Below are 24,471 nucleotides of genomic sequence, written 5' to 3' on the forward strand. Positions count from 1 at the left end.
AGATCGAGGTCTTGGACCCTGCGGCTGAGGAGGCTTGATGGGAGTGCGATTCGGCATCTCGATTCCGCCCACCGCGGCGGCACTGGAAGACGTGCTGGATATGACGAAGGCCGCCGAGGATGAGGGCCTCGATCTGGTGGGGATTCAGGATCATCCGTATGCGCCGGAGTTCGGGGATACCTTCGCGGTGCTCGGGGCCTGTTTGAGCGCGACCGATCGGATCAGTGTTTATCCGGGGGTGGCGAATATGCCGTTGCGGCGGCCGTCGATGCTCGCCAAGCAGGCCGCCACCTTCGATCTGTTGAGTGGGGGCCGATTCGAACTCGGGGTGGGGGCGGGGGCTTTCGAGGACGGCATCGTCGCCATGGGCGGACCCGTATTGAAAGGCCGTGCGGCGCTGTGCGCGCTCGAAGAGGGGATCGAGATCATTCGCGCCGAATGGCGGCCGGGCCGACTGGTCTCGGTGCAGGGGGACGAATACACCGTGCAGGGCATCGCGGGTGGTCCCGCGCCCGCCCACGAGATCGGCATCTGGATCGGGGCCATGGGGCCGCACGCCCTCGACCTCATCGGCCGGGCCGGCGACGGATGGGTTGCGCCACTACCGAATTGGCTGCCCTGGGAACAATGGCACGGCGCACAGGACCGCATCGACACCGCCGCCCGCGCCGAAGGCCGCGACCCGCGCACCATCACCCGCATGGCCGCACTGCCCGGTGTGATCAGCGATCAATCCCTGCGACCCCGGCCGCGCGGCAGCGACCCCATCAACGGCTCCGCCCGGGAGTGGGCGGAAATCATTGCGGCCCTGCACAGGAACGCCCGCTTCGACACCTTCATCTACTGGCCGCCCGGCTTCGACGTGGACCAGGTGCAACGCTTCGCCCGCCGCGTCGTGCCCGCCGCACGCGAACTACTGGACGCGACCTGACACCGAGGCCGGCTACATACCGCTCAATCCCCGGTCACCCCCGGCGCGAACCCTCTCGTGACGGGCCGGGGTGCGAGGGGTTCAGTCGAGCAGTGGGAAACGGCCGGAGGCGATGATTCCGGCGATGGCGTCCATTTTCGCTTGTGGCGCAGCGTAATCCGGGTGTGCGCCGAGTACGGCCGCGGCATCGTGTAGCCGAACCATCTGCCGTTCCGCCGCTACCACGCCGCGCCCGCCGAGGGTGACGGGGTGCGTGGCGAAGGCCGGGCGGTTCGGATCGATCCGGCCGAGTTCGACAGCCTTGTCCACCCGCCGCGAGCAGCGGCAGAACGCCTGCGGGTTCGCCAGTCCGCAGCTGGTGGTCAGGAAGTTGCCGAGCCGTTTCTTGGCTCGCTCCAACCGTTTCCGGTAGGCGGCCGGAGTGACACCGGCGATCCACGCCGCCTCGGGCGAACTGAGCTCGAAGATATCGGAGAGCACGAAGGCGATGCGCTCCTCCCGCGCCAGGCACTGCAGCATGGCCTGGCTGCAATTGAGTCGCGTCTCCTGGGTGAGCAGCTCGGCTTCCGGACCGCGGTAATCCGCGTCGGCCAGACCGTCTTTCAAGCCCCGCGAGTATTCGTCGAGACTGAGCTGCTGCTGCTCCTGCGGCGTCTGGCGGCGCAGATTCAGCAGATAGTTCACTCCGATCCGGTAGGCCCACGTGAGCAATTTGGCTTCACCGCGCCAGGACCCGAGCCGGCCGAGCACCCGCAGCAGAATCTCCTGGGTGGCATCCTCGGCGTCCGCGGGCCGCCATACCATGCGCAGCGCCAGCCGGTAGATCGGATCCTGTAGTAGCCGAATCACTTCGGCGACGGCCGCGGGTTCGCCGGCGACGGCGCGCGCGACCAGCGCCAGTTCGTTCATGTCCGGACCGCGCGGCGCGGTGGCGCGATCCACAGGAGACTCGGTCCGGGTATACGGCGGGTGATCGGGTGCGGCGGAACCCGCGTCGATCTGCATGCCCGACAGCTTGGGCCTCGTGACGGCGAGACGCAACCGCTGCCGGAGATCACGGGGCGCGCCCACACCCCGTGATCGTTCCTGCCACAGCGAATTCAGGCGACCGCGCGGGCGGTGGTGAGGGCGTGGCGGCGAATCCAGTCGGCGACGGCGGAGCCGATGGCGTCGGGCTGATCCTCGGGGCAGTGGTGTCCGGCGGGGCCGATATTCGCGATTTCGGTGGCGGCGAAGGTTTTCGCCGCCCACTCCATCGCCTCGGGCGAGCCGAGGCCGACACCGTTCCGCACGGCCATGACGAGCTTGGGCACCTCCGGGCTGCCGGCCATCCAGCGGTCGTAGTTCTCGATAATGGCGACCACATCGGCGGGTTCGCCGTCGAGCGGGAATTCGCGCGGCCACACCAGCATCGGCTTACGGGATGCCGGGGTCGGGTAGGGCGCACGGTAGGCGTCCAGGGCTTCGGGGGTGAGGTTGTGGGTGGAGGCGGGCAGGTTGAATTCGATGAACATGTTCTGCTCCAGCACCATCTGCTCGCCTTCGGGTGACCGGAAGCGGCGGAAGAGTTCCGCGCCCTGCGGCGGCATCTCGGCCCAGTGCATGGGCCGCAGGAAGGTCTCGACCACGGCGATACCGCGCACGCGTCCGGGATGCCGTGCCGCCCAATGCATTCCGAGCGCACCGCCCCAGTCGTGGCCGACGATGACGACCTGCTCCGGTTCGAGTGCGTCGAACCAGGCGTCGAGGTAGCGGGCGTGGTCGACGAACCGGTAGTCGCTGTCCGGCTTCCCGGAGGCCCCCATTCCGATGAGATCCGGTGCCAGCACCCGGGTTTCGCCGCTGACATACGGAATCACATTGCGCCAGATGTAGCTGGAGGTCGGGTTGCCGTGCAGGAACACCACGGGGATGTCCCCGGTCCCGGTGTCGCTGTAGTTGATGAACGAGTCGAGTACGTCGATGGTCGCCATGGCGATTGTCCTTCCGGGTGTTTTGCCTTCACCCGGTTGGACACGCTCCGGCACGCCCCTGTGACTACCCGGCAGAGTGATCCCCCTCACATGCCGCGGCCGTACCGGGCTGGGCGGTGAGACCGGGGTGAATGCCGGGAGTGAGTCCGCTGCCGACGGCGGCCCGCTGCAGTAACCGGACGATGACGGCCCGTTCGTCGTCATTCAGCGCGGACAGTATTTCCGCGTCCAGCCCCCGGGCCAAGGCGGTCGCCTCGGTGAGCAGTTCCCGGGCGGCCGGGAGCAGGTGCACGGCGTGCGCGCGCCGGTCGACGGGATGTCTGCGCCGTTCGACGAGTCCGCGTTTCTCCAGGTCGTCGACCAGTCCGACCATCACATTGCGGTGGATGCCGAGCGCCTCGCACAGCTGTTGCTGGGAGCGTCCGTCATTGGCTTCGAGAATGCGCAGGGTGCCGAACTGCGGGGGTTTGATGCCGAGCGGCGCCAGCAGTTCGGCGAAGCGGTATGCGGAGTGGGATCCCAACTGCCCCAACAGGAATGCGGGGGAATCGAACAGCCGCGGGTATTGGAGTTCGGCATCGCTCACCTCCCCAGAGTACATCAAGGCATAAATCATGATTGCCCTCTTGATTGATAATCACTTCAAGTGCATAGTTTGAGGTGTCGCACCTCCCCCACCGAATCGAAGAGAGCTCGCCGTGGAACCCGACACCGTGCCCCCCGATACCGTCCTCGACCCCCGCCGCTGGATCGCCTTCGCCGTCGTCCTGGCCGCCGGATTCATGGACCTGCTCGACGTGACCATCGTGAATGTCGCCGTCCCGAGCATTCAGAACGATCTGCGGGCCGAGTACTCGCAGATCGAATGGATCATCGCCGCCTACGTCCTGTCCTTCGCCGCGGTACTCATCACCGGTGGCCGGCTCGGCGATATCTACGGCCGCAAACGCCTGTTCCTGATCGGCATGACCGGTTTCACCCTCGCCTCCGCGGCCTGCGGTATCGCCTCGGATCCGAGCGTGCTCATCGGTTCCCGTTTCGTCCAGGGCGCCATGGCCGGGTTGATGGTGCCGCAGATCCTGGCGATCATTCGCGTCACCTTCCCGAAAGAGGAGCGCACCAAGGCGATTGCCATCTACAGCGGTGTCGGCGGCTCCGCCTCCGCGGTCGGACTGTCCCTGGGCGGACTGCTGGTGCAGTGGAATCTCTTCGATCTGGGCTGGCGGCCGATCTTCCTGGTCAATATTCCGGTCGGTATCGCCGCGCTCATCGCGGCGAGCATTGTCATGCGGGATTCGCGTTCCGCGCACGCGCCGAAGCTGGACATCATCGGTATGGTGCTGGCCATATCGGCCGTGGTGCTGCTGGCGTACCCGCTCACCGAGGGCCGTCAAAAGGATTGGCCGGCTTGGACATTCATCATGATGGGGGCGGCGGCGGTCGCGTTCGCCGCATTCGTGTTCTACGAGCGCCGGCGGGCGCGCACCGTCGGCTCACCGCTCGTCGATCTGGATCTGTTCCGCTCCCGCGCGTTCACCGTCGGCCTGGCGAGTTGGCTGCTGTTCTGGATCGGCATGGGCGGTTTCTTCCTGATCTGGACGCTGTTCATGCAGGCCGGTCTCGGCTGGTCGCCCATGCGGGCCGGACTCACCTCGGCGTTCTTCGCGGTCGGCGCGGGTATCGGCGCGGGCACCTCGGCGAGCGTGCTGGCCCCGAAACTCGGCCGCTGGGTGCTCATGGCGGGCGCGCTCGTCACCGGTGCGGGATTCGGTTTGTACGGCTGGCTGGCCACGCATTACGGCAGCGATTTCGCGTCCTGGCAGATGGTGTTGCCGCTCATTGTCACCGGCACCGGTTTCGGAATTGTGGTCGCGCCGACCATCGATATGCTGCTCGGTCAGATCCCGGAGCGGGAGGCTGGCGCGGCCTCGGGGCTGCTCAATACCGGGCAGCAGCTGGGTATCGCACTGGGTGTGGCCCTGGTCGGCATCATCTTCTTCGCGCAGCTGGATCATGATTCGGCGCGCGGGGTGGACGCGGTGGCGGCGCAGACCCGCACCGAACTCGCCGCGACCGGACTGCCGGGTCCGGCACAGGATGGGATTCTCGCGAATTTCCGTGCCTGCGTACAGGATCGGTCCGCCGCGGTGGATCCGTCGGCGGTGCCGGACAGCTGCCGTAGCACCGGCGGCGATGCGACCGTCGCGGCCACGCTCGGCGCCGCCGGCAAGGAAGCCAATGCGGTCAACTTCGCGCACACCTTCAACTACACGCTCACCTGGGGTATCGGGCTGATGATGCTGGTCTGCCTCGGCTTCGCCGCCCTGCCCAGGGACGTGAAACTGGAGCAGCACGAGTTGCCGGACCTGGACGACGAACTGGTACAGGTCTGATCGATACGCCCGCGCGGCCCACGGGTCCGGCCGAAACGCCGGGTCTATGGGCCGTTTTCATTCCTGCGCCGCCGCGGGCGAGAACAATCGGACACTGTCATCGTCTTTCGACAGGAGTGAACCATGCGGGCGGCCACGGTTACCAAGGGCGAATTCCGAGTGCGCGAACTACCCGACCCCACTCCCGGACCGGGGCAGCTGGTGGTGAATGTGCTGCGCTGCGGCATCTGCGGATCCGATCTGCACGCGCGCGTGCACTGCGACGAACTCGCCGATATGGCGGCGGCCACCGGGTACGAGCACTTCATGCGCTCGGATCAGAGCGTGGTCATGGGGCACGAATTCTCCGGCGAGGTGGTCGATTACGGGTCGGGCACCCGCCGCCGGTGGAAGCCCGGCACACCGGTGGTGGCGCTGCCCATCCTGCGCAGCGGCCGGGAACCGCATTTGACGGGACTGTCCGTGCAGGCGCCCGGCGGTTACGCGGAGCAGGTGGTGGTACAGGAATCCATGACCTTCCCCATCCCCAATGGGTTGTCCGCCGAGCATGCCGCGCTGACCGAACCGATGGCGGTGGGCTGGCACGCGGTGCGCCGAGGCCGGGTCGGGAAAGGCCAGACGGCCTTCGTAATCGGTTGCGGCCCCATCGGTCTCGCGGTCATCTCCATGTTGAAGGCGTCCGGTGTGCGATTGGTTATCGCCAGTGACTTCTCTCCGCGCCGCCGCGAACTCGCCGCCGCGTGTGGCGCGGATGTGGTGGTCGATCCGGCCGTGGACGCACCGTGGACGGCGTCCCCGAAGAAGTCCCGTATCACCGGTGCCGCCGATGTGCTCAACCTCGGCTTCGACGCCATGGAACGCCTGCGCCGGCTACCGAATATCCCGTGGTGGTACGTCTTCCGGCTCGCGCACACCCTGAACAAGGGCCCGGCCGGACCGGTCATCTTCGAATGTGTCGGTGTACCGGGCATTCTCGACCAGCTGCTGACCGCCGCCCCGCCCATGTCCCGCATTGTCGTGGTCGGGGTGTGTATGGAATCCGATCGGATCCACCCCGCCACCGCCATCAACAAGGAGATCGAACTGCGCTTCGTCCTCGGCTACGATCCGGGCGAATTCCGCGACACCCTGCATATGATCGCCGATGGCAAAGTCGACCCGAGTCCCCTGATCACCGGCACCGTCGGCCTGGACGGTATCGACACCGCCTACACCACTCTCGCCTCCCCCGACCGGCACGCCAAAATCCTCATCGACCCGCGCAGCCTCGCCACCACGCCCTGATCACGCACGGGTGATTCGGGCGAAGGGAGTGGTGGGGGGTTCGTGCAGGATTTCCAGGAGACCCTCGGCGCTGCGAGCGGCGGTGTGGCAGGCGCTCGCGGTGAATTGGTCGGCGAGGGGGTGACGGGCGCGGGTGCGCCATTTGTTGACGGCCGCCAGGGCCACCTCGCGCTGGGTGGCGATATCGGTATGTGAGGGCAGGCCGAGGCGGCGGTGGGTGGCCACGCCCGTGCCACCGACCAGGCGTTGCAGTTCGGCCAGATCGGTTGGGGGCAGCGGGGGTTCGTCGGCGCGCAGGTGGCCGAGCAGGCGGAGTTCGGTGAAACCGTGCACGTCCGAGAGCAGGGTTCGCACCCGGGGTAGCAGGTTGTCGGCCTCGGTGCCTGGGTTGGCGACGAGAATGCGCGCCAGTGCGGTGAGCGCGGAGTGTGCCTTCAATTCCTCTGCGCGCTGGGCGAATTGGATATCGAGGACGGCGCGCAATTCATCCAGGCCGCTGCGCCGGGTAAGTTCGGCCGCGAGCGTGGCGGAATCGCGGACGCCGAGTCGAATCAGGGTGACGGCCAGGCGAATACCGAACAGGCCGAAGCGGCCCGCGAGATGGGCGCGCAACTCCGGAGGGACCGGTAGCGGCAGCTCGGGGCGGGCGAAACGATCCGCCGACAGCAGGGCGGCGGAGAGCGTATCCGTCGGCACACCGGCGAGCGCCTCGAACGCCTGATATTCGCGCTGGCGCAGGGTGGCGGCGGCGAAGGCGAGCAGACCCGCCACCGGAATCACCGACTGGCACAGCCCCGTTCGCTCCAGCTCCCCCGCGAACCGGGACGCCACATCGCGCGCGGAGTGCAGTGCGTCGATCCGGCCCGCGCCTATCTCGTCGGCGCGCGAGACCACTCCGATCACGCCGAGCGGTCCACCGGCCCCACCCGGATTACCGTGCCGCGCACCGGCCTCCGAGGTACCCGCCGCGCCGCCGATCTGTTCGAGGAAGTCCACATCCGCGGTATCCAAGCGCCGCAGCAGGTACACCACCGCATCGGCATTGGGCAGCTCGACACCGTTCCCGCCGGGCGCGAGCAGGCGTGAGGTACGCGCCGACACATCCCGCGACAGGGAGGAGATTCCCGGCGTATCGATAATCGTGGTCTGCGCCAATTCCGGCGAAGGCCACTCCACTTCCAGATGCTCGACCTCCCGGGGCGCACCCGAATTCCAGCGCAGCGCCGACAGATCGAAGGTCAGCCCGTGCGCGCCCGGCGGGCCCTCGGCGCCACGCCCGCGCCGCACCACCACATCGGCGCGCGCGCCGTCCCCGGCGAAGGCGGTCACCCGGGGCGCGGCCCCGCCGCGGTACCAGGTCACCAATCGCGTGCACTCGGTGGCGTCGGTGGGCGCGATGTCCTGCCCCACGAGCGCGTTCAACAGTGTCGACTTGCCCGCCTTGAGCTGGCCGGCCAAGGCCACCCGCAATGGCTGATCCAACCGCCGCGCGCACTCCTGCACCTGCTCCCGCACCCGCGCATGCTGCGCGAAGGTCCGCCGCGCGGCCGCCAAAAGCCCGCGAGTCTCGGCCCCCACCCCGTATCCGGCCGCGCTCACGTCGTACCTCACCGGTCCGAGTTCCGGAACCACTTCGCACCTCCAAGCATCGCCAACTCTTCGCCCGAACAGCGGCGCGCGTTAGCACCCGGGCATTTCCGGCGACCGTGCAACGGTGGCGGCAACACCCCGACACCCCGACAGCCACCGCCACCGGTGCATACTCGTCGATCAGTGTGCGGGGAGGGCGGGCTGGGCAGGGGCGGGGGTGAGGATCAGGGTGGCGCGGCGGCGGAGGTCGGCCAGGATGTGCAGGCGGCGTTCCAGGACCGCGGTGCGTTCGGCGCGGCGGGTGGATTCGAGGGTGGCGGCCTCCTGTGCGGCGCGCAGGGATTCGTCGAGGGAGCGCAGGGTGCGTTCGGCTACGGCGGTGAAATGGTCGCGGAGCAGGCGGTGGATGCGGTGCAGGCGATCCTTGGTCTCCTTGCCGGTGTGGAAGGCGATATCGTCGAGGTAGCGGCGGACGGCCATCTTGGCGTCGGCGCGGCGTTTGGCCAGGCGGGCCTGTTTATCGTCGCGGAATGCCTTGCCGCCCAGCAGCACTCCCGCACCGAGCGAGAGCGGGTTGATCAGCGACAGGCCCGCGAGCGTGCCCACCATGCCCGCCATGATCACGCCGCCGTAGGAACCGCGCACACCCACCAGCAGTTTGTGGCCGAGGCCGAGGTCCGGTTCCAGATCCGACAGGGTGCAGGAACCGGCGCGAGAACCATTGCCGTCCAGGCTTTCCCGCACATCCGGTAGGTCGACCGCACCCAATTCGGTGAAGTGCGTCGCCACCTTCTCGGCGAGTTTCACCGCGCGGGTGCGAGTCCACAGCAGGTTGTCGCCGACGGCGGTGCCGACGGTGCCGGTCAGCCACTCCTCCATACGCTCCCAGTGCCGCCCGGGGTCGTTCTCGTCGATCCACTCCTCGGCGGTGCGGGAGATATCGCGCAGTCGATCACGCAGGTCATGGTCGACATCACCGACCAGATCGGTAATGCCGTCACTCAGCGTCTGCTGCCACACCGAGGTCCGTCGATGCAATTGCTCGGCGGCCGTTCTGGCGGACTGCAATTCGCGTACCGCGGCGGCGGCGCGCTCCGGATCCTTCAGTGCCACCAGCTCACTACCCAGTGCGAGTGCCAAATGCTCTGCGGCGGAGCCGATATCGACGGCGACGGCGCGCTGTACGGCCACCTGATCCCGGGCCACCACATGATCCCGCAGGAATTGGAAGACCCCGCCGAAACCGGATTCCTGCCCGAGTTGGGCGTCCTGTAAGCGCAGCGCATGCGACCGCAGCACCGAGGAGACCGCGAGCATCGGCACCTCGATGCCCGCCCGCCGCAGATGCTCCGCATTCGCCTCGAACACCTGCCGCCAGTGCGGATACAGATCGATCTTGCCGATCAGCACCGCGACCGCCGGGCACAATTGCCGCACCTGCCGCAGGAATTCCACCTCGGGATCGGTCAATTCGGTGGAGGCGTCACTGATCACCAGCACCGCGTCCGCCGTCGGCACCACCCCGAGCACACCCGCCACCGCGCTGTTCCCATGTGCCCCGAGTGCGGGCGTATCGACAATCACGATCCCGTCCGCCAGGAGCTGATTCGGCACCCCGAGCTCCACCCGCAGCACGGCCCGCCCTTGCGCGTACCCCGACCGTGCCACCCCCGGCCCGATCTCCGTGAGCGGCACCGCGACCCGCGAATCCTCGCCATCACCCGCCACCACCAGGACCGCGCCCGCCTCGGCCGCATACGCCAGCGTGGTCGTCACGGTGGTGGTGGCGTCATCCCCGACGGCACAGATCTCGACGTTGACCAGTGCGTTGACGAACTGGCTCTTGCCCTGATTCCCCAACCCGCACACCACGATTCGCCGCCGCGGATCCCGTACCCGGCCCGCGACCCCCTCCAGCCGCTCGGCCAGATCCCCCCGCTCGGCCTCGCGCGCGACCGCGACGGTCTCCGCCAGCATCGACAACAACGGCTGCGCCGCCACCATCCCGGCCATCGCGATCCTCACTGTTCCTCATCCGTCGCACCTGTGAAAGACGCGTCCTACCAACAGTATTCATGCCCGGACCGGGCCTCGGGTCACGAGTGCAGCATGTCCGCGATGATGTCGCCGCCCGGATGGGTCCCCAACTCCATCCCGCCGTGCACGCCGCCGTCCCCGAACAGCCCGGCGTCGACGCCTCCGGCATGCACCCCTTCCCCGAATGCCTGCGAAACATCCACCCCCGCCCAAGGATTCGCCCCCACACCGACCCCCACACTCCCCGCACCATGCACGTCCGCGTCCAGTCCACTCCCCACCTGAGCCCCCACTCCGCCGACGCTCTGCACCCCGGCTCCCACTCCGGCCCCGAGATCGGTCCCCGCATTCACCCCAGCCCCCACCGCCGAATCGATCCCACTCGTCAGCCCCGCCCCAACCTGCGACCCCCCGTGCAAGCCGGCATCCAGTCCGGACGACAGCCCCGCCCCGACCTGCGAACCACCGTGCACCGCCGCATCCAGTCCGGACGAAAGCCCCGTGCCGACGCTGCCGACCCCCTGCGTCGCAGCGTCCACTCCGCCGGAAAGCCCTGTCTCCAAACCACTTCCGACCTGCGCACCGAGATTCCCCACGGTGCCGATCCCACTGGAGAAACCCGCCCCGACACCATTGTTCAAACCCACGGCAAGGTCACCCCCGCCGTACACTCCCGCGCCGACCGCCGAGTCGATCCCACTGCTCAATCCGGCGCCCAACTGCGCGCCGCCGGCGGTGACACCGTTCAGCGCACCGGAAAGCCCGGTCTCCAAACCGTTTCCGACCTGTCCACCCAGACCTGCTGCGGCACCGGTACTTCCGGACAGTCCCGTCTCCAGTCCGCCCACCGCTTGCGCGCCCGCGTTCGCCGCGGCACCCAGACTCGTCGCGAGTCCGGCACCGAGGTCCCCGCCGACCTGCGCACCCGCGCCGAGGTCACTGCCGAGCTGCGCACCCAGGTTTACCGCACCCGAGAGCCCAGTTTCCAGACCCGCGCCCGCACCGACAGCTGTGTTCACGGCACCGGACAGATCGGCGCCGAGGTTCACTCCCCCACCGAGGGCCGCGCCGACCGTGGTGCCGAGGTTGGTTTCGAGGTTGGCGGCGGAGTCGAGGGCTCCGGTGAGGCCGGTGGTAAGGGCCGCGCCGGATTGGGCGGCGGCGGATACCGCGGATTGGATGCCCGCTTCCAGGCCCGCGCCCGCGGTGAGGCCGCCGGTGAGGGCCGAGGTGAGGTCGGCGGCGGCTTGGGTGCCGAGGACGCCGGAGAGGTTGGCCTGCAGGCCGGTCGCGGCATCGGCGGCGGTGGAGACCGCGCCGCCGATACCGGCGGAGAGGTTGGTGCCGAGATCGGTGGCCGCGCCCACCGCCGCGCCGATACCGGTGGAAAGGCCCAGTTCCAGACCGGATCCGGTCTCACCGGTGAAGCACACCTCGGTAGCGGTGGCGGTGCCGAGGTTCACGCCGAGCGAACCATTCAGGCCGGCGGCATTATTCACACCGCCACCACCGTTCACGCCGGCACCAAGATTCACCCCGGCCGCCTCGCCCGCGCCGCCGCCCGCCGCGACTATGGCGGTGAGCTGCGAACCCCCGGCTACCAGGGCCGATTCGGCGACCATGGGGGCCACGGCGGCAATGTCCTCGGGGGTGACGTTCTCCAGGCCCGCGTCGGTGAGGGCCTGGGCGGGGTTGGCGCAATAACCGACGGCGGCTTCGTGATCCCGCAGCAGGTTGAGGATGAACTCGAGAATTGCGTTGGGGCTCATGGTGAATCGCCTCCTGGGTGCGGCGGGCCCGGATGGCCCGCCCTGCTCGACTTGCTTTTCACGTTAGGAACGCGACCCGTTACGCCGAAACGGGGTGAATCCCCCCGGTTTCGCGTGTCGCCCCGATAGGGGGTCCGTGTCCATTAGGGGAATTTCCCCGCACCGGGGCGGAAATCGGTAACGACGATCCCCCAGCAACCGACAGCACCCATGGGACACGAGCCCGGCACCACCGCTTTCGCACATATCGGACTGAACAGCTTTCGGGCAGCACGCGCATCCACCCGACGCGTGTTTCGAATCGACAGGGGATCTCGAATGAGTCAGGGGATGGCGCTCGGCATTACCGTCGGGTCGTCGAATACGGTCGCCGTGACGACTTCGGAGGGACAGCGCAGACTACATGTCCGGCCGAGCCTGCTCGGCGCGGAGAAAGAGGTTCCGGAGAGTGTGCTGACGCGGGTGGGAGACCCCGTCGACATCCGGATGCGAGACGGATCCGCTGTGCGCGCAGCGGATCTCGTGGCCGCGGCGGTCGGCCGAGCCGTGGACGACTCCGGCCCCGCCGCGGCGATGGTCGCCTGCTATCCCGCCTGGTGGAGCCAGCACACGGTGGAGGTACAGCGCACCGCGCTCACCGCCGCCGGACTGGACGGCGTCGCCCTGGTGCCGGAGCCGATGGCCGCCATGCGCTGGCTGCAGGAGGTGCACGAATCCACCCACGACGGGTCGATGATCGTGTATGACTTGGGCGAGACGGGTTTGACCGTTTCGCTCGTACGCACGGGCACACTCTCCGGACTACTGGGTGAACCGGTGCGCGCGGCAACGGTGGCGGGCGCGGAATTCGATCTGCTGATTACCCGCTATGTACTGGCATTCGCAACGGGCGAAAAGGATTTCGATCCTTTCGATCCGGTGGTGGAACAGGAATTGTCCACCCTGCGGGGTCTTTGCAGAATTGCCAAGGAGACCCTGTCCAAGAATACCGCGACCATGGTTCCGGTGCGTTTGCCCGGAATCGGGGGAATCGACGTACGTTTGGTGCGCGACGAGGTGGAGGATCTGTTCCGCGGCCCGCTGCTCGCCTCCGCCGACCTGGTCCGTGAGGCCGTACGCCGCGCCGGAGTCGATATCGGCGATGTGGACGGCATTCTGCTCACCGGCGGCGGGGCGGCGATTCCCCTTGTCACCGAAGTGCTTTCGACCGAATTCGGCATTCCGGTGGCCGCCGCCACCGATCCCGCACACCTGAGCGCACACGGCGCGGCCCTGCTCGCCGCCGATCTCCTCGCCGATATGACCGCGACCGAACCTCATCCGGCCGTGCTCGAGCTGCCGCGGCTGAAATCGGACCGCGTCACACCGCCGTCGGCCCGCACACCGGACCGCGTGGACGCGGATGGTGTTGCGGCCGAACGGGTTCAACTACTACCGGAGTTACCGGCGACCGAGGAACGCAGCGGTTTCGCGCACTGGCGGCGGGTGGCCGTGGTCGGTGCGGTGGCGGTCGCGGTGGCCGCGCTCGCGACGGGGACGCTCGCCATGGGTACGGGCGTACAGTCCGCGCCCGCGGATTCCCCCGCACCACAGGCTCCCTCGACCTCGGTAGCGGCGCTCGCCAATGCCGAGGCGGCACCGAATACGGGTGGGCAGGCGGTGCCCGCGCTGCATCCCGGCACCACACAGGCGCGTGCGAGCGCCGCCCCGGCACCGGGTGCGCCCGCATCCGGCACTCCCGCGCCGGGCGCGACCACCGATGCCGCGGCTCCGGCCGCTCCCGCCGCACCGGCCGCGGCGCAGGATTCACCCGCACCGCAGACGGTTCCGGCAACGCAGCAGCAGCCCACGATTCAGCCGGTGATCGTGGCACCGCCGGTCGTCCCGCCACTCCCCGATCTGGGCAAGCTCGGCATCCCGCCAGTGCCCAAGGTCCTCCCGAATTAACGGCGCTGAGAGTTGGTACTCCGTGATAGGCAACCCACCGGTCGCGCTCGACTCACTGCCGTGCGCGCGAGAGATCTTCCGGGAACTGGACTCCGATGATCCGGCTCCCCTGCTCTATCTGCTCCGGGGCCGATCCGGCACCGGTAAATCCACCCTGCTGACCGCCATCCGCAATCGGCTGCGTGCCCACGGCGTGCCGCTGGTCGACAACCCGGCGGACGCGCTGCACTCGAGCCGGACCCCGATGGCGCTGGTGGTCGACGACGCCCAGGGCCTGAGCTCGGCGGAGCTCGAGATGCTGTATGCGGCCGCCGAATCCGGCCGCTGCACGGTGGTCGTGGCGACCCTGCCACAACCGCACGACGTGCGCCTGCGCGCGCTCGCCGAGCTGATCGGCCGCCGCGGCCGCGTGGTGGACCTGCGCGCCCTCGGGGTATCCGAGATCGCGCCGTTCGCACGGGAATTGGGCATGATGGTGCCGCGCGGGCTGGCACAGCACATTCACCGCCAGACGGCCGGAATACACGGCGGTGTGGTGGCCGCGCTGACCGCCGCCTGCGCCACCCGCCTGGACGCCGGAATCACCGCCGTCGACGCTGCGGTCACGGCCTGGGCCCGCGCCCGGCTCGACGACGCGGACCCCGAGCTACTGGACACCTTCGTGGTGGCGGCCATCGGCGCGGGCCTCGACACCGGCGAACTCACCGAGGTCCTGGACATAACCCCCACGGCCGCACAGGATCTGGTCGACCGCGCCCGCGGCAGCGCCCTCATCACCGATGCGGACCTGCTGCTGTCCCCGGCCATCGCCCCGCTGCGCACCCTGGTCGGCGACCGCCGCCTGCTGTCGGTGCAGCGCCGCCTGCTGCACGCCCGACTGGACGCGGGGCTACTGCGCGACCACACCGCGCTGCTGCTGGCCGAATCCGGTGTCCGTGATCCCCGCCTCGCCGAATTCCTCAGCGCCACAGCCGAAAAAGCCGGCGACGAGACGGTCCGCCACTACGCCGCCGCGTACGCCGCCGGGGCCGACCTCGACTCCATCGCGCTGCGCTGGGCCGATGCCGCCGCCCGCGCCGGCGACTGCGATACCGCCCTGCGCCTGGCCGAACCGGTCCTGGCCCGTCCTACCGCCCGCACCGATCCGAGGTCCGGCACCCACACCTCGACGGCTACGCACGGTTCCGCCGGCTACTCCGCACCCGCGGACTTGGCCGCCGCGGTTCGCATCTGCGCGGGTGTCTGGACCCGCCGTGGCCTGGCAGCCCGAGCCGCCCAGCTCTACACCTGGCTCGGCGCGGACCGGGTCGGCGCGGACTGGGCGGTGGCCGCCACCGTCCTGCACCTGGCCGGTGATGCCCGCGCCGCTCGCGCCCTCTCCGCCTGCGCCGCGCACTGGCCCCCCACCGAGGCCACCGCCCGGGCGGCCCTGATCGCCGGCGCCCTCGGCGGTTCGGTCGAATCTCCCAAGTCCCCAATCTCTTTCACTCATACCGAGCACCACGCCCAGGGCAATGCCGCGGCGGCCGGCGCACTTCCGCCGGCGGCCGCGTCGGCGCCCTTCTCACCACCGAGCCGACGGCCCGACGGCTCGGTGACAGCGGCCTTCGCCGCACTGAGCAGGTTCGGCGCGGACGCCGACATCCCGCAGGGCATCCGACCGCACGGCGGGAGCCCGGCTCCGGCGGCCGACTATCCGGTCGGCTCCGCTCCGCACGGCGCACGGCCGGCTCTCTCCGGAATGGGAATGGATACAGCGGGTTTCGCGGCGCTGAACCCCGCCGCCACCGTGCGGCGGTCACCGGTGCGCGGGGCCGAACCCACGCGCGGTGCGGCGGTGGCCGCCGCATCCGCGTTGATTCATGCCGCGCACTCCGGGATCGGGCCCGGTGCGGATGGCGGGGATCGGTTTCTGCCGTGTTCGGCGGTGTCGATCGCGGTATTGCTCTGTTTGAGTATGGGTGAACCACGCAGGGCGGCAGACGCTTTGCGGGGTGCCGGGCGGGATCCACAGACCTCGGTGCTGGCCGCGTGGGTCGCCATGCTCGGCGGTGACGAGCAATCGGCGGCGGCGGTGATCGGCGGACTGGATGTCGCGAAGCTGGATGCGCGGGATCGGCTGCTGGCGCACGGGGTGATTGTCGGATTGGCCAGGCGCAGTGGTGATCACACCGCATTGGTACTGGCTTGGCAGGCCGCCTATCCACTCTTCGACGAGGTGGGCGCGGATCTGCTGGCGCTGCTGCCGATCGGCGAATTGTGGCTCGCCGGAATCCGATTGCGCGATGAGGGGCGGGTCGGCGCACTGGTGGGCGCGGCCGGGCAACTGTTGCGCGGACTGGGTGATCCGCCCGCGTGGTCGAATGCGTTCCACTGGTACGCGATTCAGGCCGCCCTCGCGCAGGAGAGCCCGAACGCGCTACTGCCGCACGCACATCGGCTCAAGGCCGCCGCCGCGCTGGGCGATCCACAGGCCGCCGCGCTGGCCGACGCGGGCCGCACCTGGGTGCTGGTGCTGCGCGGTCAGGTCGAACGCGATCAGGTGGAGGCGGCGGTGGCCCGGCTGGCCGCGCTGGGGCTCAGCTGGGATGCCGCCCGGCTGGCGAGTGAGGCCGCACTCGCCGCCGACGATTCGGCCACCGCGACGGCGCTGCTGAAGCTGGCCCGCACGGTCCGCGCGCAATCCCGGCCGCCGGAGCCGGTCCACGTACCCGCTCCGGCCGCCCCGGCGCCACGCCCGGAACCGCACACCGATACCGTCCTGAGTGAACGGGAGCGGGAAGTCGCCGAGCTGGTACTTCTGGGCTTGACCTACCGGGAAATCGGGGCGCGCCTCTATATCTCCGCCAAAACGGTGGAGCACCATGTCGCCCGGATACGGCGTCGGATCGGTGCGAGCTCGCGTTCGGAGTTATTGTCAATGCTCCGCGCCATGGGTCACGGTTCCCTCCTCGTATGACCCGGGCGCGGCGAGTTCCCGGAGACACCGAGTGAGGTAAAAGACGATGGCCACTGGGGTGGGTCTGCGGATAGCCGACGACGAATCGGTCGTGGCCGTCGTGACCGGCGATGACGCCACACTCCCGGTGCACTACATCGTGCGCGAGTCGATCCTGCACATGTCCGATGACGGGGACGCGGTGCTGGGCGGCGACTCACCGGACGAGAACGCGCACTCGATCCGTGGTTTCGTGACGGCCGTCGGCGATCCGGCGGGTATGCCGGTGGACGAGGGCGAGGCGTACCGCGCCGAGGATCTGATGGCGACCGCCGCCTTCTGCCTGATCAATCTGGCCGCCGATCTCCTGAACGGCCCCGCCGAGTTCTATGCCACGCATCCCACCGGCTGGCCGGAGGCGAATGTGCAGGCGCTGCGCGAGGCCCTGGACTATCTGGGGCTGAAGGCGGTGGTGCTGGTCAGTGAGCGCGATCTGCCGCAGTCGGACGGTGATACCGGAAAGTCGTTCGCGCACAACGCGGCTCGGGCCGCGCTGGCCGCCGTGCTGGCGACGCCGGCGGGTCTGACGCCGCCGGATCCGGACGCGGGCACCCAGAATGCCGCCGATGTCACCGATATCCTGCCGGCGCTCTCGACTAACCCGCAGCTGCTGCAGGCGTACTCGGCCGCCATTCCCGCGACGGCCACCACGGTCGATCGCGCGGTGGGTCCGGTGACCGCCGAGCAACCGGTGGTTCAGCTACCCCGCCGGCGTGCCAATCGCGGTCCGTACCTGATCGCCGCGGCCGCGGCGATCATCGGTTTGCTCCTGGGTGGCCTCGGGGTGGCGGCGGTGTTGCGTCAGGACGATTCCACGCCGGGTCCGCCGCGCGGCGAGGTGGCGAATCAACCGGCCGCGACCGCGGGTGCGGCGCCGCTACTACTTCCGCCACCGACGGTGTCCTCCTCCGAAGCGCCGCCACCGCCCGCCGATTCGGTCGATTCGACGACCACCAGTCCGCCGACCACCACACCGCCTCCGGTCACCACCACGGAGCCGCCGCCGACCACCACGGCGCGTGCCACCACACCGCCGCCGACAACGGTCACCTCACCGCCGTACTACCGCTACCCGCCGGTACCCACCTGGAGCCTGCCGACACCGCCGGTCTTCCAGGATCCGTGGCCGCAGTATCCGAATTGATTTCGTAGCGCTCAGATGTGATTGATGCCCTAAAGTGGTGCGCTGACCGATGTTCCGCAAAGTAACCGGACCGTCGGTCTGCTGGTGCACTACGAAGGGACTCCATGCGCAAGTTCATGGCGCGCCGCGCCACGGTCCGAGCAGCAACCATCGCATTTGCCTCGACCGTACTGGTCGGCCCCTTGTTCGCAGCGATCCCAGCGGGTGCGGAACCGGCCGATCAGCTTGCCGCGGACAAGCTTCCGGCCGAATTGGTGCAGGCCATCCAGCGCGATCTCAAGATGACGCCCGCGGAGTACCTGGACCGCGCCGCCAAGGCACAGCAATTACGGGACTACGCAAGGGAATTCCGCTCCGAGCGCCCCGAGGACTTCGCCGGCGCCTGGATGGGCACCGACGGTAAGCCGGTGCTCGCGGTGACCTCCCTGGACGCCGCCAAGATCGCCGCGGCCGACGGCTACCAGACCCGGCTGGCCCCGATCAACGCCGACAATCTGGAGGGCTCGGTCGATCAGCTGAACAGCTGGATCACCAGTCTCCCGCGCGAAATCTCCACCGCCATCAATTCGGTCGCCATCGATTTCCTCAATAGCCAGTTGGTATTGACCGTCGCCAACACCCCGGCCGGACATCTGCTGAATCTGCCCACCCTGATCGCGAATATCAAGGTGGTCCTCTCACCCGACAGCGGCGGCCCGGTGGAGCGTCGCCCGATGGGTGGCGACACCTATATCAGCGCACCGACCTCACTCACCGATTCGTCGCTGCAGAGTGTCGATGTCTGCTCGTTCGGATTCAACAGTGTCGATGCCGCCGGCAACGCACTCAACATCAGTGCCGGGCACTGCAATCCGAATATCGGCAAGTCGAATGAGCAGGCCGATGTCTACCTGCCCAATATTCGCAATCTGACCGCGAGCCCGCAGCTGGGCAGTTTCGTGCGCTCACAGCTCGGCGGCGGCAATGCCCTCGACTACTCGGTGATCAAGCTGAACGACGCCGCGGTGAAGGCGGGGATGGATCAGCCGTCGGTGCGCGGCTCCAACGGCACCACGCTCACCATCACCGGGGTGGCCGATCCGATCACCGGTGCGCCGATCTGCAAGTCGGGCCAATCCTCCACCTTCACTTGTGGTTTCGTGATCGCCGATCGCGTGGAGACACAGCTGTTCACCTCCGAGGGCCAGTCCAAGACGGTGCGCGGCTTCGCCTCCAGCGCCTGCACCCTGGGCGGCGACAGCGGCGGCGCGATCGTGTCCGGCACCCTCGCACTCGGCATCACCAGCGGCTCGAATGCGGCCGACGCGCCGAATTGCAATGAGGCCAATACCCAGCTCGCGCAGTACGGTGGAACCGCGACACTGGGCATTCCGGTCCGCGCCATCCTGGCCGATATCGACGCGAATTCCAGTGGTGCGCTCGGCAGTGGCATTCGGGTCCGGACTCGTCCGAATACGAACTAAAGCTGAACTTCCAGCAAATCTTCACCCAACCCGACTCGGCCGCGAACCCCAAAGGTTCGCGGCCGTCCCGTTTCTGGACTGAGTGGAGCGGGGGAGCGCAGCGGAGGAGCGGAGGGAGGGAAGAAATGGGACTTTAAAGGCCGCGAACCCCGCCGAAGCGAAGCGGAGGCAGACAAACAGAGCCCCGAACCCATATAGTCGGGCTCATGCTCCTGCCACGTATGCGCTATTCCTCGCTGCCCGTGGGCCGCAGGCCACGGTCCCTTGTCCGTTCGGCAGCGATCGCGGCCAGTGCGCTGCTGATCGCCGGACCGGTGGCGGTAAGCGCACACGCGGAGCCGGCGGCTCCCAATCTGCCCGCGGAACTCATCACCGCCATCACGCGCGATCTCAAGATCTCGCCGCAGGACTACCTGGACCGCGCCACCCTCGCCCAGCAGGTGGCCGCCTTCTCCACCACCGCGCAGCGCCAGTTCCCGCAGGTCTTCGCGGGCTCGTGGCTCGACGAGACCGGTAAGGCCGTCATCGCGCTCGCTGACGGACCGGGTATCGACACCGCCCGCAAGGCCGCCGCCGACGCCGGTTTCACCGTCAAGGATGTCGCCAAGAGCGAATCCACGCTGCGCGGCGAGAAGAACGCCTTCCAGAAGTGGCTCGAGGGGCAGCCCGAGGTCGTGGCCAAGGCCGTACGCGGCGTCGCCATCGACACCATGAACAACAGCATCGCGGTGCGCGTGGACCAGACCGGTCCGGCCCTGCCGAACTTCGTCGACCCGGCCCGGGTCATCGTGATGGCGGTGCCGCCGACCGGCAGCGAGGACGCGAACCTGCCGCAGGCGAGCGCGATCGCCGGTAACGGCACCGGCCCGCTGGCCGCCGGTGAAGCCTACGCGTCGGTGGCCGGTCGCATGTCGCTGCGCTGCTCGCTCGGCTTCAACGGCCTGGACCGCAATGACAACGTCGTGAATATCACCGCGGGACACTGCAATCCGAACATTCCGGCCACCGGTGGGGCGAACTCGCCGGGCGTGTTCGAACTGCTCGGCACCGATCGCGTCGGCAACCAGATCGGCAGCTTCGCGAAGTCGATCCTGGGCGCGCAGGACTACTCCATCGTCTCGGTGGCGGACGGTTCACGGGATCGCCTGTCCAACAACCTGGTTCGCGTGCCGAACGCCGCCCCGGTCGCCATCACCGGTGTCGCGGTGCCGGTCGTCGGCGCGCCGGTCTGCAAGTCGGGTTCGCGCACCGGCTTCAGCTGTGGCGTGGTGAACGCGGTCGATCAGACCGTGCAGGTCGGCGATCACCAGCTCACCCAGAGCTTCTCCGCCAATATCTGCGCCCTGCCCGGCGACAGCGGCGGCCCGATCGTCACCGGCACCCTGGCCCTGGGTATCTCCAGCGCCTCCTCGGTCGCCGACTACCCGATCTGCGAGATCCCCAACCTGATCGGCCTGATCACCGGCAACACCCCCCAGCTGTTCGCCCAGCCCATCAGCACCGTCCTCTCGGACAACCCGGGACTGCGCGTCCGCACCAACTGAGTACCACCGAACCGAGCAAGAGCCTGTAGCAGGGCCGGTAGCCATTGCGCTACCGGCCCTTTCGCATGCACTGGGCAGCACCCGGGGTGTCTCGGGCAGCATTCGGGCCGCAGTGGCGGGACTGAGGCGCGCCAAGGCGTGGGTAGGGCCGGCGATCTTCCGGCATGCTGGGGGTATGTGTTTGGTGTTGCTCGGGTGGCGGGCGCATCCGGAGTATCGGTTGGTCGTCGCCGCCAATCGGGACGAGTTCTTCACTCGCCCAACAGAATCGCTGCGGTGGTGGGATGAGGTGCCCGGCCTGCTCGCGGGTCGAGACCTGGGCGCGGGCGGTCCGATTCCCGGCACCTGGCTCGGATTGACTCGGGAAAAACCCCGATTCGCCGCGGTCACCAATGTGCGCGGGCCGAACGAGGGGCGCACCGACGCGCGGTCACGCGGGGCACTGCTGCTGGATTTCCTGCGCGGTGAGCAGGATTCGGAGAAGTTCGTGCGCGGCGCCGGGGCGGCGCTGGATGATTACAACGGCTTCAACCTGCTGGTCTCGGATCTGGAATCACTGTGGTGGCACGGTAATCGCAGTGGCCAGGGCCCGCACGAACTCATGCCGGGCTTCCACGGCCTCTCCAATGGCGCACTCGCGGCATCCCTGCGGCCCGATGGCGAGGTGTCCACCGGAACCGATACTCCTGCCTGGCCCAAGGTGCGCGCGGGCGTGCTGGGGATGCACCGGGCGGTGCAATCGCATCCCGCCGATGTGTCCGGTTATCTGGCGGTTCTCGCGGACCGGCAACGCGTGGCCGATGCCGAGCTACCCGACACCGGCATGGACCTGGAAAGCGAACGCGCGGCCTCGTCCCGCTTCGTCGATCATCCGCTGCACGGAACCCGATGCAGCACAGTGCTGTTGGTGCGTGCGGACGGCCGCTTCGAGATGACCGAACGCACCTTCGGCCGCTTCGCCCGGCCCGAGGGCACCGTCTCGTTCCACGGCCGACTGGAACTACCTGCCTGACCTACCCCTGCAAAACACAACCGGCCCACCCCGACGAGGCGGGCGGGCCGGTACGAGCGGTGCTAAATCAGTTGGCCCACTTGGAGGTGCCATCCGCCGCCTGCATGGTCTGCATGAGCTCCAGACCGGCCGCGATCAGCGTCGGACCGCCCACGGCGATGGTGCCGAGGATGCCGCCGATACCCGCGCCCGCGAGCAGACCGGGCACACAACCCGCGATGGCGGTGACCAGGCAGCCGATACCCGCGCCGAGCGCGGTACCGACGAAGGTGCCGACACCGGTGGCCAGCGCGAACTGGGTGGAGAAGTTGCTCATGGCCTTCTGGTTCTCGACCGCGGAGGCGATGGGCTTGACGGCCAGCGGCGCGGTGCCGGGCTGGAAGTCGGCGGGCTTCTCGGGAACGATCTCGAGAATCTTGCCGTCATCCTTGACCGTCGGCTTGACCTGCACATCGGTGCCCGCGACATTGAACAGCAGCGGGAAGGAGATCGCGGTGGCACCCTTGACGTCCTTGACGTTCACGAACGTCACCTTCGGGTCTTCCGGAGTCGCCCCATCCTGCTCGGCGAGCTCGAAGGTGCCGTTCTTGAGCGTCGAAACGACGGTCTTGACGTCCTTGTTGTCGACCTTCTGGTCGATGAGCTTGGTCGAGTAGGAGATCCCCGCGGGCTCCGTGCTGGCATCGGCGTGGGCAGAAGTCATCCCAATGGTCATTGCGCCGATGACCAAAGCAGCCGCCGCAGTGGTGCTGCGAAACTTCATTCGGTTTTTCCAATCCGTCATCAGGTGATCCGCTGTCCGCATCTTCGCCACGCGAGGCCCTGGCTTCCCGCGGGCCCTGCCTACGCGCTATACGGCGAACTCTCCCCGAGCATGTGAAGATGCGCACAGACTTCGGACGACGTGATCTTAATCGAACGGTGTCCTTTTGGCGACATTGCTTTCACTATGAACCACAGCGTGTTTCGAAGTAAGCCTGCCCTTTGTTACGCGCGTGATTTGCCGGGATTTACGGTGTGGGAAAACCCTGGACAGCTAAGTTACCGGCGGGTAACTTACTGTCCGTTAGGATACGAGCCAACCAAGGCGGACCAGGCCGTCCTCGGAGAGCTTGTAGAACCGGTCAGAAAGGTCGCGACATGAATGCCCTGACAGTGACACTGGGCACGATTGGGGCGGTGTTCACAGTCTTCTGTTGGGCATCGTTCATCGGAGGCGTACGGAATATCGTGCGCACCGTCATGGTCGGACAGTCCGCACCCGATCGCTGGCGGCCGTTCTTCCCCCGCTTCAAGACCATGCTGGTGGAATTCCTCGCGCACACGCGCATGAACAAATTCCGCACGGTCGGCTGGGCGCACTGGCTCGTCATGATCGGCTTCCTCGCCGGATTCATCCTCTGGTTCGAGGCCTACGGTCAGACCTTCGACCCCGAGTTCCACTGGCCCATCATCGGCTCCTGGGGCATCTACCACCTGATGGACGAAATCCTCGGCATCGGAACGGTTGTCGGCATCCTGGTGCTGATCGCCATCCGCCAGCTGAACCATCCCCGTGTGCCGGAACGCCTTTCGCGATTCAGCGGCTCGAAGTTCGCGCCCGCCTACGTCATCGAGGCGATCGTCCTCGTCGAGGGCCTGGGCATGGTCTTCGTGAAGGCCGGCAAGATCGCCACCTACGGCGAATCCCACACCTGGAGTGACTTCTTCACGCAGGAAGTCGCCAAGCTGCTGCCCGCCAGCATCACCATGGTGTCCATCTTCGCGTTCATCAAACTCTGCTCGGGTGCGCTCTTCCTGCTGCTGGTCGGCCGCAATGTCACCTGGGGTGTGGCGTGGCACCGCTTCGCCGCCTTCCCGAACATCTACTTCAAGCGCGAGGACGACGGCACCGTCGCACTGGGCGCGCTGAAGCCGATGATGTCGCAGGGCAAGCCGATCGATATGGAGTCCGCCGACCCGGACAACGACACCTTCGGTGTCGGCAAATTCGAGGATCTCTCCTGGAAGGACATCCTCGACGTCACCACCTGCACCGAGTGCGGTCGCTGCCAATCCCAGTGCCCCGCATGGAATACCGGTAAGCCGCTCTCGCCCAAGCTGCTGATCATGTCGCTGCGCGACCACGGTTACGCCAAGGCCCCGTACCTGCTCGCCGGTGGCCGTAAAGATATGGGCGGCGACGAGATCGGTCTCGTCGATGCCGAGGGCAAGCCGAATGAGCGTGCGCTGGCGAACATCTCGGAGGCCGCACGTGCCGAGGCGGAGCGTCCGCTGGTGGGTGGCGAGGATGTCAACGGCATCATCGATCCCGAGGTGTTGTGGTCCTGCACGACGTGTGGTGCGTGTGTGGAGCAGTGCCCGGTCGATATCGAGCATGTGGATC

At 68.1% G+C, this 24,471-nt stretch carries 17 protein-coding genes; 10 read left to right on the top strand and 7 right to left on the bottom strand.

The annotated features are described in order from the left end of the window. Window positions 1–37 precede the first annotated feature (37 nt). Complete coding sequence (locus GFY24_RS38140) at window positions 38–931, top strand: LLM class flavin-dependent oxidoreductase (RefSeq protein ID WP_153809991.1); 894 nt, start codon at window positions 38–40, stop codon at window positions 929–931. 81 nt (window positions 932–1,012) lie between these two features. Here GFY24_RS38140 and GFY24_RS38145 read toward each other — a convergent pair whose 3' ends face one another. The 3 genes from GFY24_RS38145 to GFY24_RS38155 all read right to left on the bottom strand — a co-directional run bounded on the left by GFY24_RS38145 (window position 1,013) and on the right by GFY24_RS38155 (window position 3,490). Beyond that, the gene (locus GFY24_RS38145) at window positions 1,013–1,936 is read right to left on the bottom strand and encodes an RNA polymerase sigma factor (RefSeq protein WP_228567061.1); all 924 of its coding nucleotides are present in this window, start codon (window positions 1,934–1,936) and stop codon (window positions 1,013–1,015) included. Between the two features lie 95 nt (window positions 1,937–2,031). Next, on the bottom strand, window positions 2,032–2,904 hold the full coding sequence (locus GFY24_RS38150) for a haloalkane dehalogenase (protein WP_153809992.1): 873 nt from the start codon (window positions 2,902–2,904) through the stop codon (window positions 2,032–2,034). Between the two features lie 64 nt (window positions 2,905–2,968). Then, the gene (locus tag GFY24_RS38155) at window positions 2,969–3,490 is read right to left on the bottom strand and encodes a MarR family winged helix-turn-helix transcriptional regulator (RefSeq protein WP_309231839.1); all 522 of its coding nucleotides are present in this window, start codon (window positions 3,488–3,490) and stop codon (window positions 2,969–2,971) included. 112 nt (window positions 3,491–3,602) lie between these two features. Between GFY24_RS38155 and GFY24_RS38160 the strand changes: the two genes are divergently transcribed. Beyond that, a complete protein-coding gene (locus GFY24_RS38160; RefSeq protein WP_309231840.1) occupies window positions 3,603–5,297 on the top strand; it encodes an MFS transporter in 1,695 nt (564 codons plus the stop codon). Window positions 5,298–5,420: 123 nt separating this feature from the next. Then, a complete protein-coding gene (locus tag GFY24_RS38165) occupies window positions 5,421–6,581 on the top strand; it encodes a zinc-binding dehydrogenase (RefSeq protein ID WP_153809993.1) in 1,161 nt (386 codons plus the stop codon). Here GFY24_RS38165 and GFY24_RS38170 read toward each other — a convergent pair whose 3' ends face one another. The 3 genes from GFY24_RS38170 to GFY24_RS38180 all read right to left on the bottom strand — a co-directional run bounded on the left by GFY24_RS38170 (window position 6,582) and on the right by GFY24_RS38180 (window position 11,977). Then, a complete protein-coding gene (locus GFY24_RS38170) occupies window positions 6,582–8,180 on the bottom strand; it encodes a dynamin family protein (RefSeq protein WP_309231841.1) in 1,599 nt (532 codons plus the stop codon). Between the two features lie 171 nt (window positions 8,181–8,351). Beyond that, a complete protein-coding gene (locus tag GFY24_RS38175) occupies window positions 8,352–10,184 on the bottom strand; it encodes a dynamin family protein (protein ID WP_153810008.1) in 1,833 nt (610 codons plus the stop codon). A gap of 83 nt (window positions 10,185–10,267) precedes the next feature. Continuing rightward, the gene (locus GFY24_RS38180; RefSeq protein WP_153809994.1) at window positions 10,268–11,977 is read right to left on the bottom strand and encodes an IniB N-terminal domain-containing protein; all 1,710 of its coding nucleotides are present in this window, start codon (window positions 11,975–11,977) and stop codon (window positions 10,268–10,270) included. Window positions 11,978–12,295: 318 nt separating this feature from the next. Between GFY24_RS38180 and GFY24_RS38185 the strand changes: the two genes are divergently transcribed. The 6 genes from GFY24_RS38185 to GFY24_RS38210 all read left to right on the top strand — a co-directional run bounded on the left by GFY24_RS38185 (window position 12,296) and on the right by GFY24_RS38210 (window position 22,085). Further along, entirely contained in the window at window positions 12,296–13,924 is a 1,629-nt protein-coding gene (locus GFY24_RS38185) for an Hsp70 family protein (protein WP_194853182.1), read from the top strand. Between the two features lie 22 nt (window positions 13,925–13,946). Continuing rightward, entirely contained in the window at window positions 13,947–16,883 is a 2,937-nt protein-coding gene (locus tag GFY24_RS38190; RefSeq protein ID WP_309231842.1) for a LuxR C-terminal-related transcriptional regulator, read from the top strand. Window positions 16,884–16,929: 46 nt separating this feature from the next. Further along, the gene (locus GFY24_RS38195; protein WP_194853183.1) at window positions 16,930–18,066 is read left to right on the top strand and encodes a hypothetical protein; all 1,137 of its coding nucleotides are present in this window, start codon (window positions 16,930–16,932) and stop codon (window positions 18,064–18,066) included. Between the two features lie 104 nt (window positions 18,067–18,170). Next, window positions 18,171–19,529 (top strand): S1 family peptidase, encoded by a 1,359-nt coding sequence (locus tag GFY24_RS38200; protein WP_153809996.1) that lies wholly within the window; start codon window positions 18,171–18,173, stop codon window positions 19,527–19,529. A 206-nt stretch (window positions 19,530–19,735) separates the two neighbouring features. Further along, window positions 19,736–21,073, top strand: coding sequence for a S1 family peptidase (locus GFY24_RS38205; RefSeq protein WP_375336161.1), 1,338 nt, complete (start codon window positions 19,736–19,738; stop codon window positions 21,071–21,073). 175 nt (window positions 21,074–21,248) lie between these two features. Next, window positions 21,249–22,085 (top strand): NRDE family protein, encoded by an 837-nt coding sequence (locus GFY24_RS38210; protein ID WP_153809997.1) that lies wholly within the window; start codon window positions 21,249–21,251, stop codon window positions 22,083–22,085. A 67-nt stretch (window positions 22,086–22,152) separates the two neighbouring features. On the opposite strand, the gene GFY24_RS38215 is transcribed toward GFY24_RS38210, so the two are convergent. Next, entirely contained in the window at window positions 22,153–22,788 is a 636-nt protein-coding gene (locus tag GFY24_RS38215; protein WP_228567062.1) for a hypothetical protein, read from the bottom strand. Between the two features lie 437 nt (window positions 22,789–23,225). Between GFY24_RS38215 and GFY24_RS38220 the strand changes: the two genes are divergently transcribed. After that, a partial coding sequence (locus GFY24_RS38220; RefSeq protein WP_153809999.1) for a (Fe-S)-binding protein occupies window positions 23,226–24,471 on the top strand: 1,246 nt, incomplete at its 3' end.

The sequence above is a fragment of the Nocardia sp. SYP-A9097 genome (assembly GCF_009649815.1).
Classification (GTDB): Bacteria; Actinomycetota; Actinomycetes; order Mycobacteriales; family Mycobacteriaceae; genus Nocardia.

What these genes read in the sequence shown, in the direction of transcription:
- GFY24_RS38140 (WP_153809991.1), top strand. Translation starts at nt 38, where the DNA reads ATGGGAGTGCGATTCGGCATCTCGATTCCGCCCACCGCGGCGGCACTG.
- GFY24_RS38145 (WP_228567061.1), bottom strand. Translation starts at nt 1,936, where the DNA reads ATGCAGATCGACGCGGGTTCCGCCGCACCCGATCACCCGCCGTATACC.
- GFY24_RS38150 (WP_153809992.1), bottom strand. Translation starts at nt 2,904, where the DNA reads ATGGCGACCATCGACGTACTCGACTCGTTCATCAACTACAGCGACACC.
- GFY24_RS38165 (WP_153809993.1), top strand. Translation starts at nt 5,421, where the DNA reads ATGCGGGCGGCCACGGTTACCAAGGGCGAATTCCGAGTGCGCGAACTA.
- GFY24_RS38175 (WP_153810008.1), bottom strand. Translation starts at nt 10,184, where the DNA reads ATGGCCGGGATGGTGGCGGCGCAGCCGTTGTTGTCGATGCTGGCGGAG.
- GFY24_RS38180 (WP_153809994.1), bottom strand. Translation starts at nt 11,977, where the DNA reads ATGAGCCCCAACGCAATTCTCGAGTTCATCCTCAACCTGCTGCGGGAT.
- GFY24_RS38185 (WP_194853182.1), top strand. Translation starts at nt 12,296, where the DNA reads ATGAGTCAGGGGATGGCGCTCGGCATTACCGTCGGGTCGTCGAATACG.
- GFY24_RS38195 (WP_194853183.1), top strand. Translation starts at nt 16,930, where the DNA reads ATGGCCACTGGGGTGGGTCTGCGGATAGCCGACGACGAATCGGTCGTG.
- GFY24_RS38200 (WP_153809996.1), top strand. Translation starts at nt 18,171, where the DNA reads ATGCGCAAGTTCATGGCGCGCCGCGCCACGGTCCGAGCAGCAACCATC.
- GFY24_RS38205 (WP_375336161.1), top strand. Translation starts at nt 19,736, where the DNA reads ATGCTCCTGCCACGTATGCGCTATTCCTCGCTGCCCGTGGGCCGCAGG.
- GFY24_RS38210 (WP_153809997.1), top strand. Translation starts at nt 21,249, where the DNA reads ATGTGTTTGGTGTTGCTCGGGTGGCGGGCGCATCCGGAGTATCGGTTG.
- GFY24_RS38215 (WP_228567062.1), bottom strand. Translation starts at nt 22,788, where the DNA reads ATGACTTCTGCCCACGCCGATGCCAGCACGGAGCCCGCGGGGATCTCC.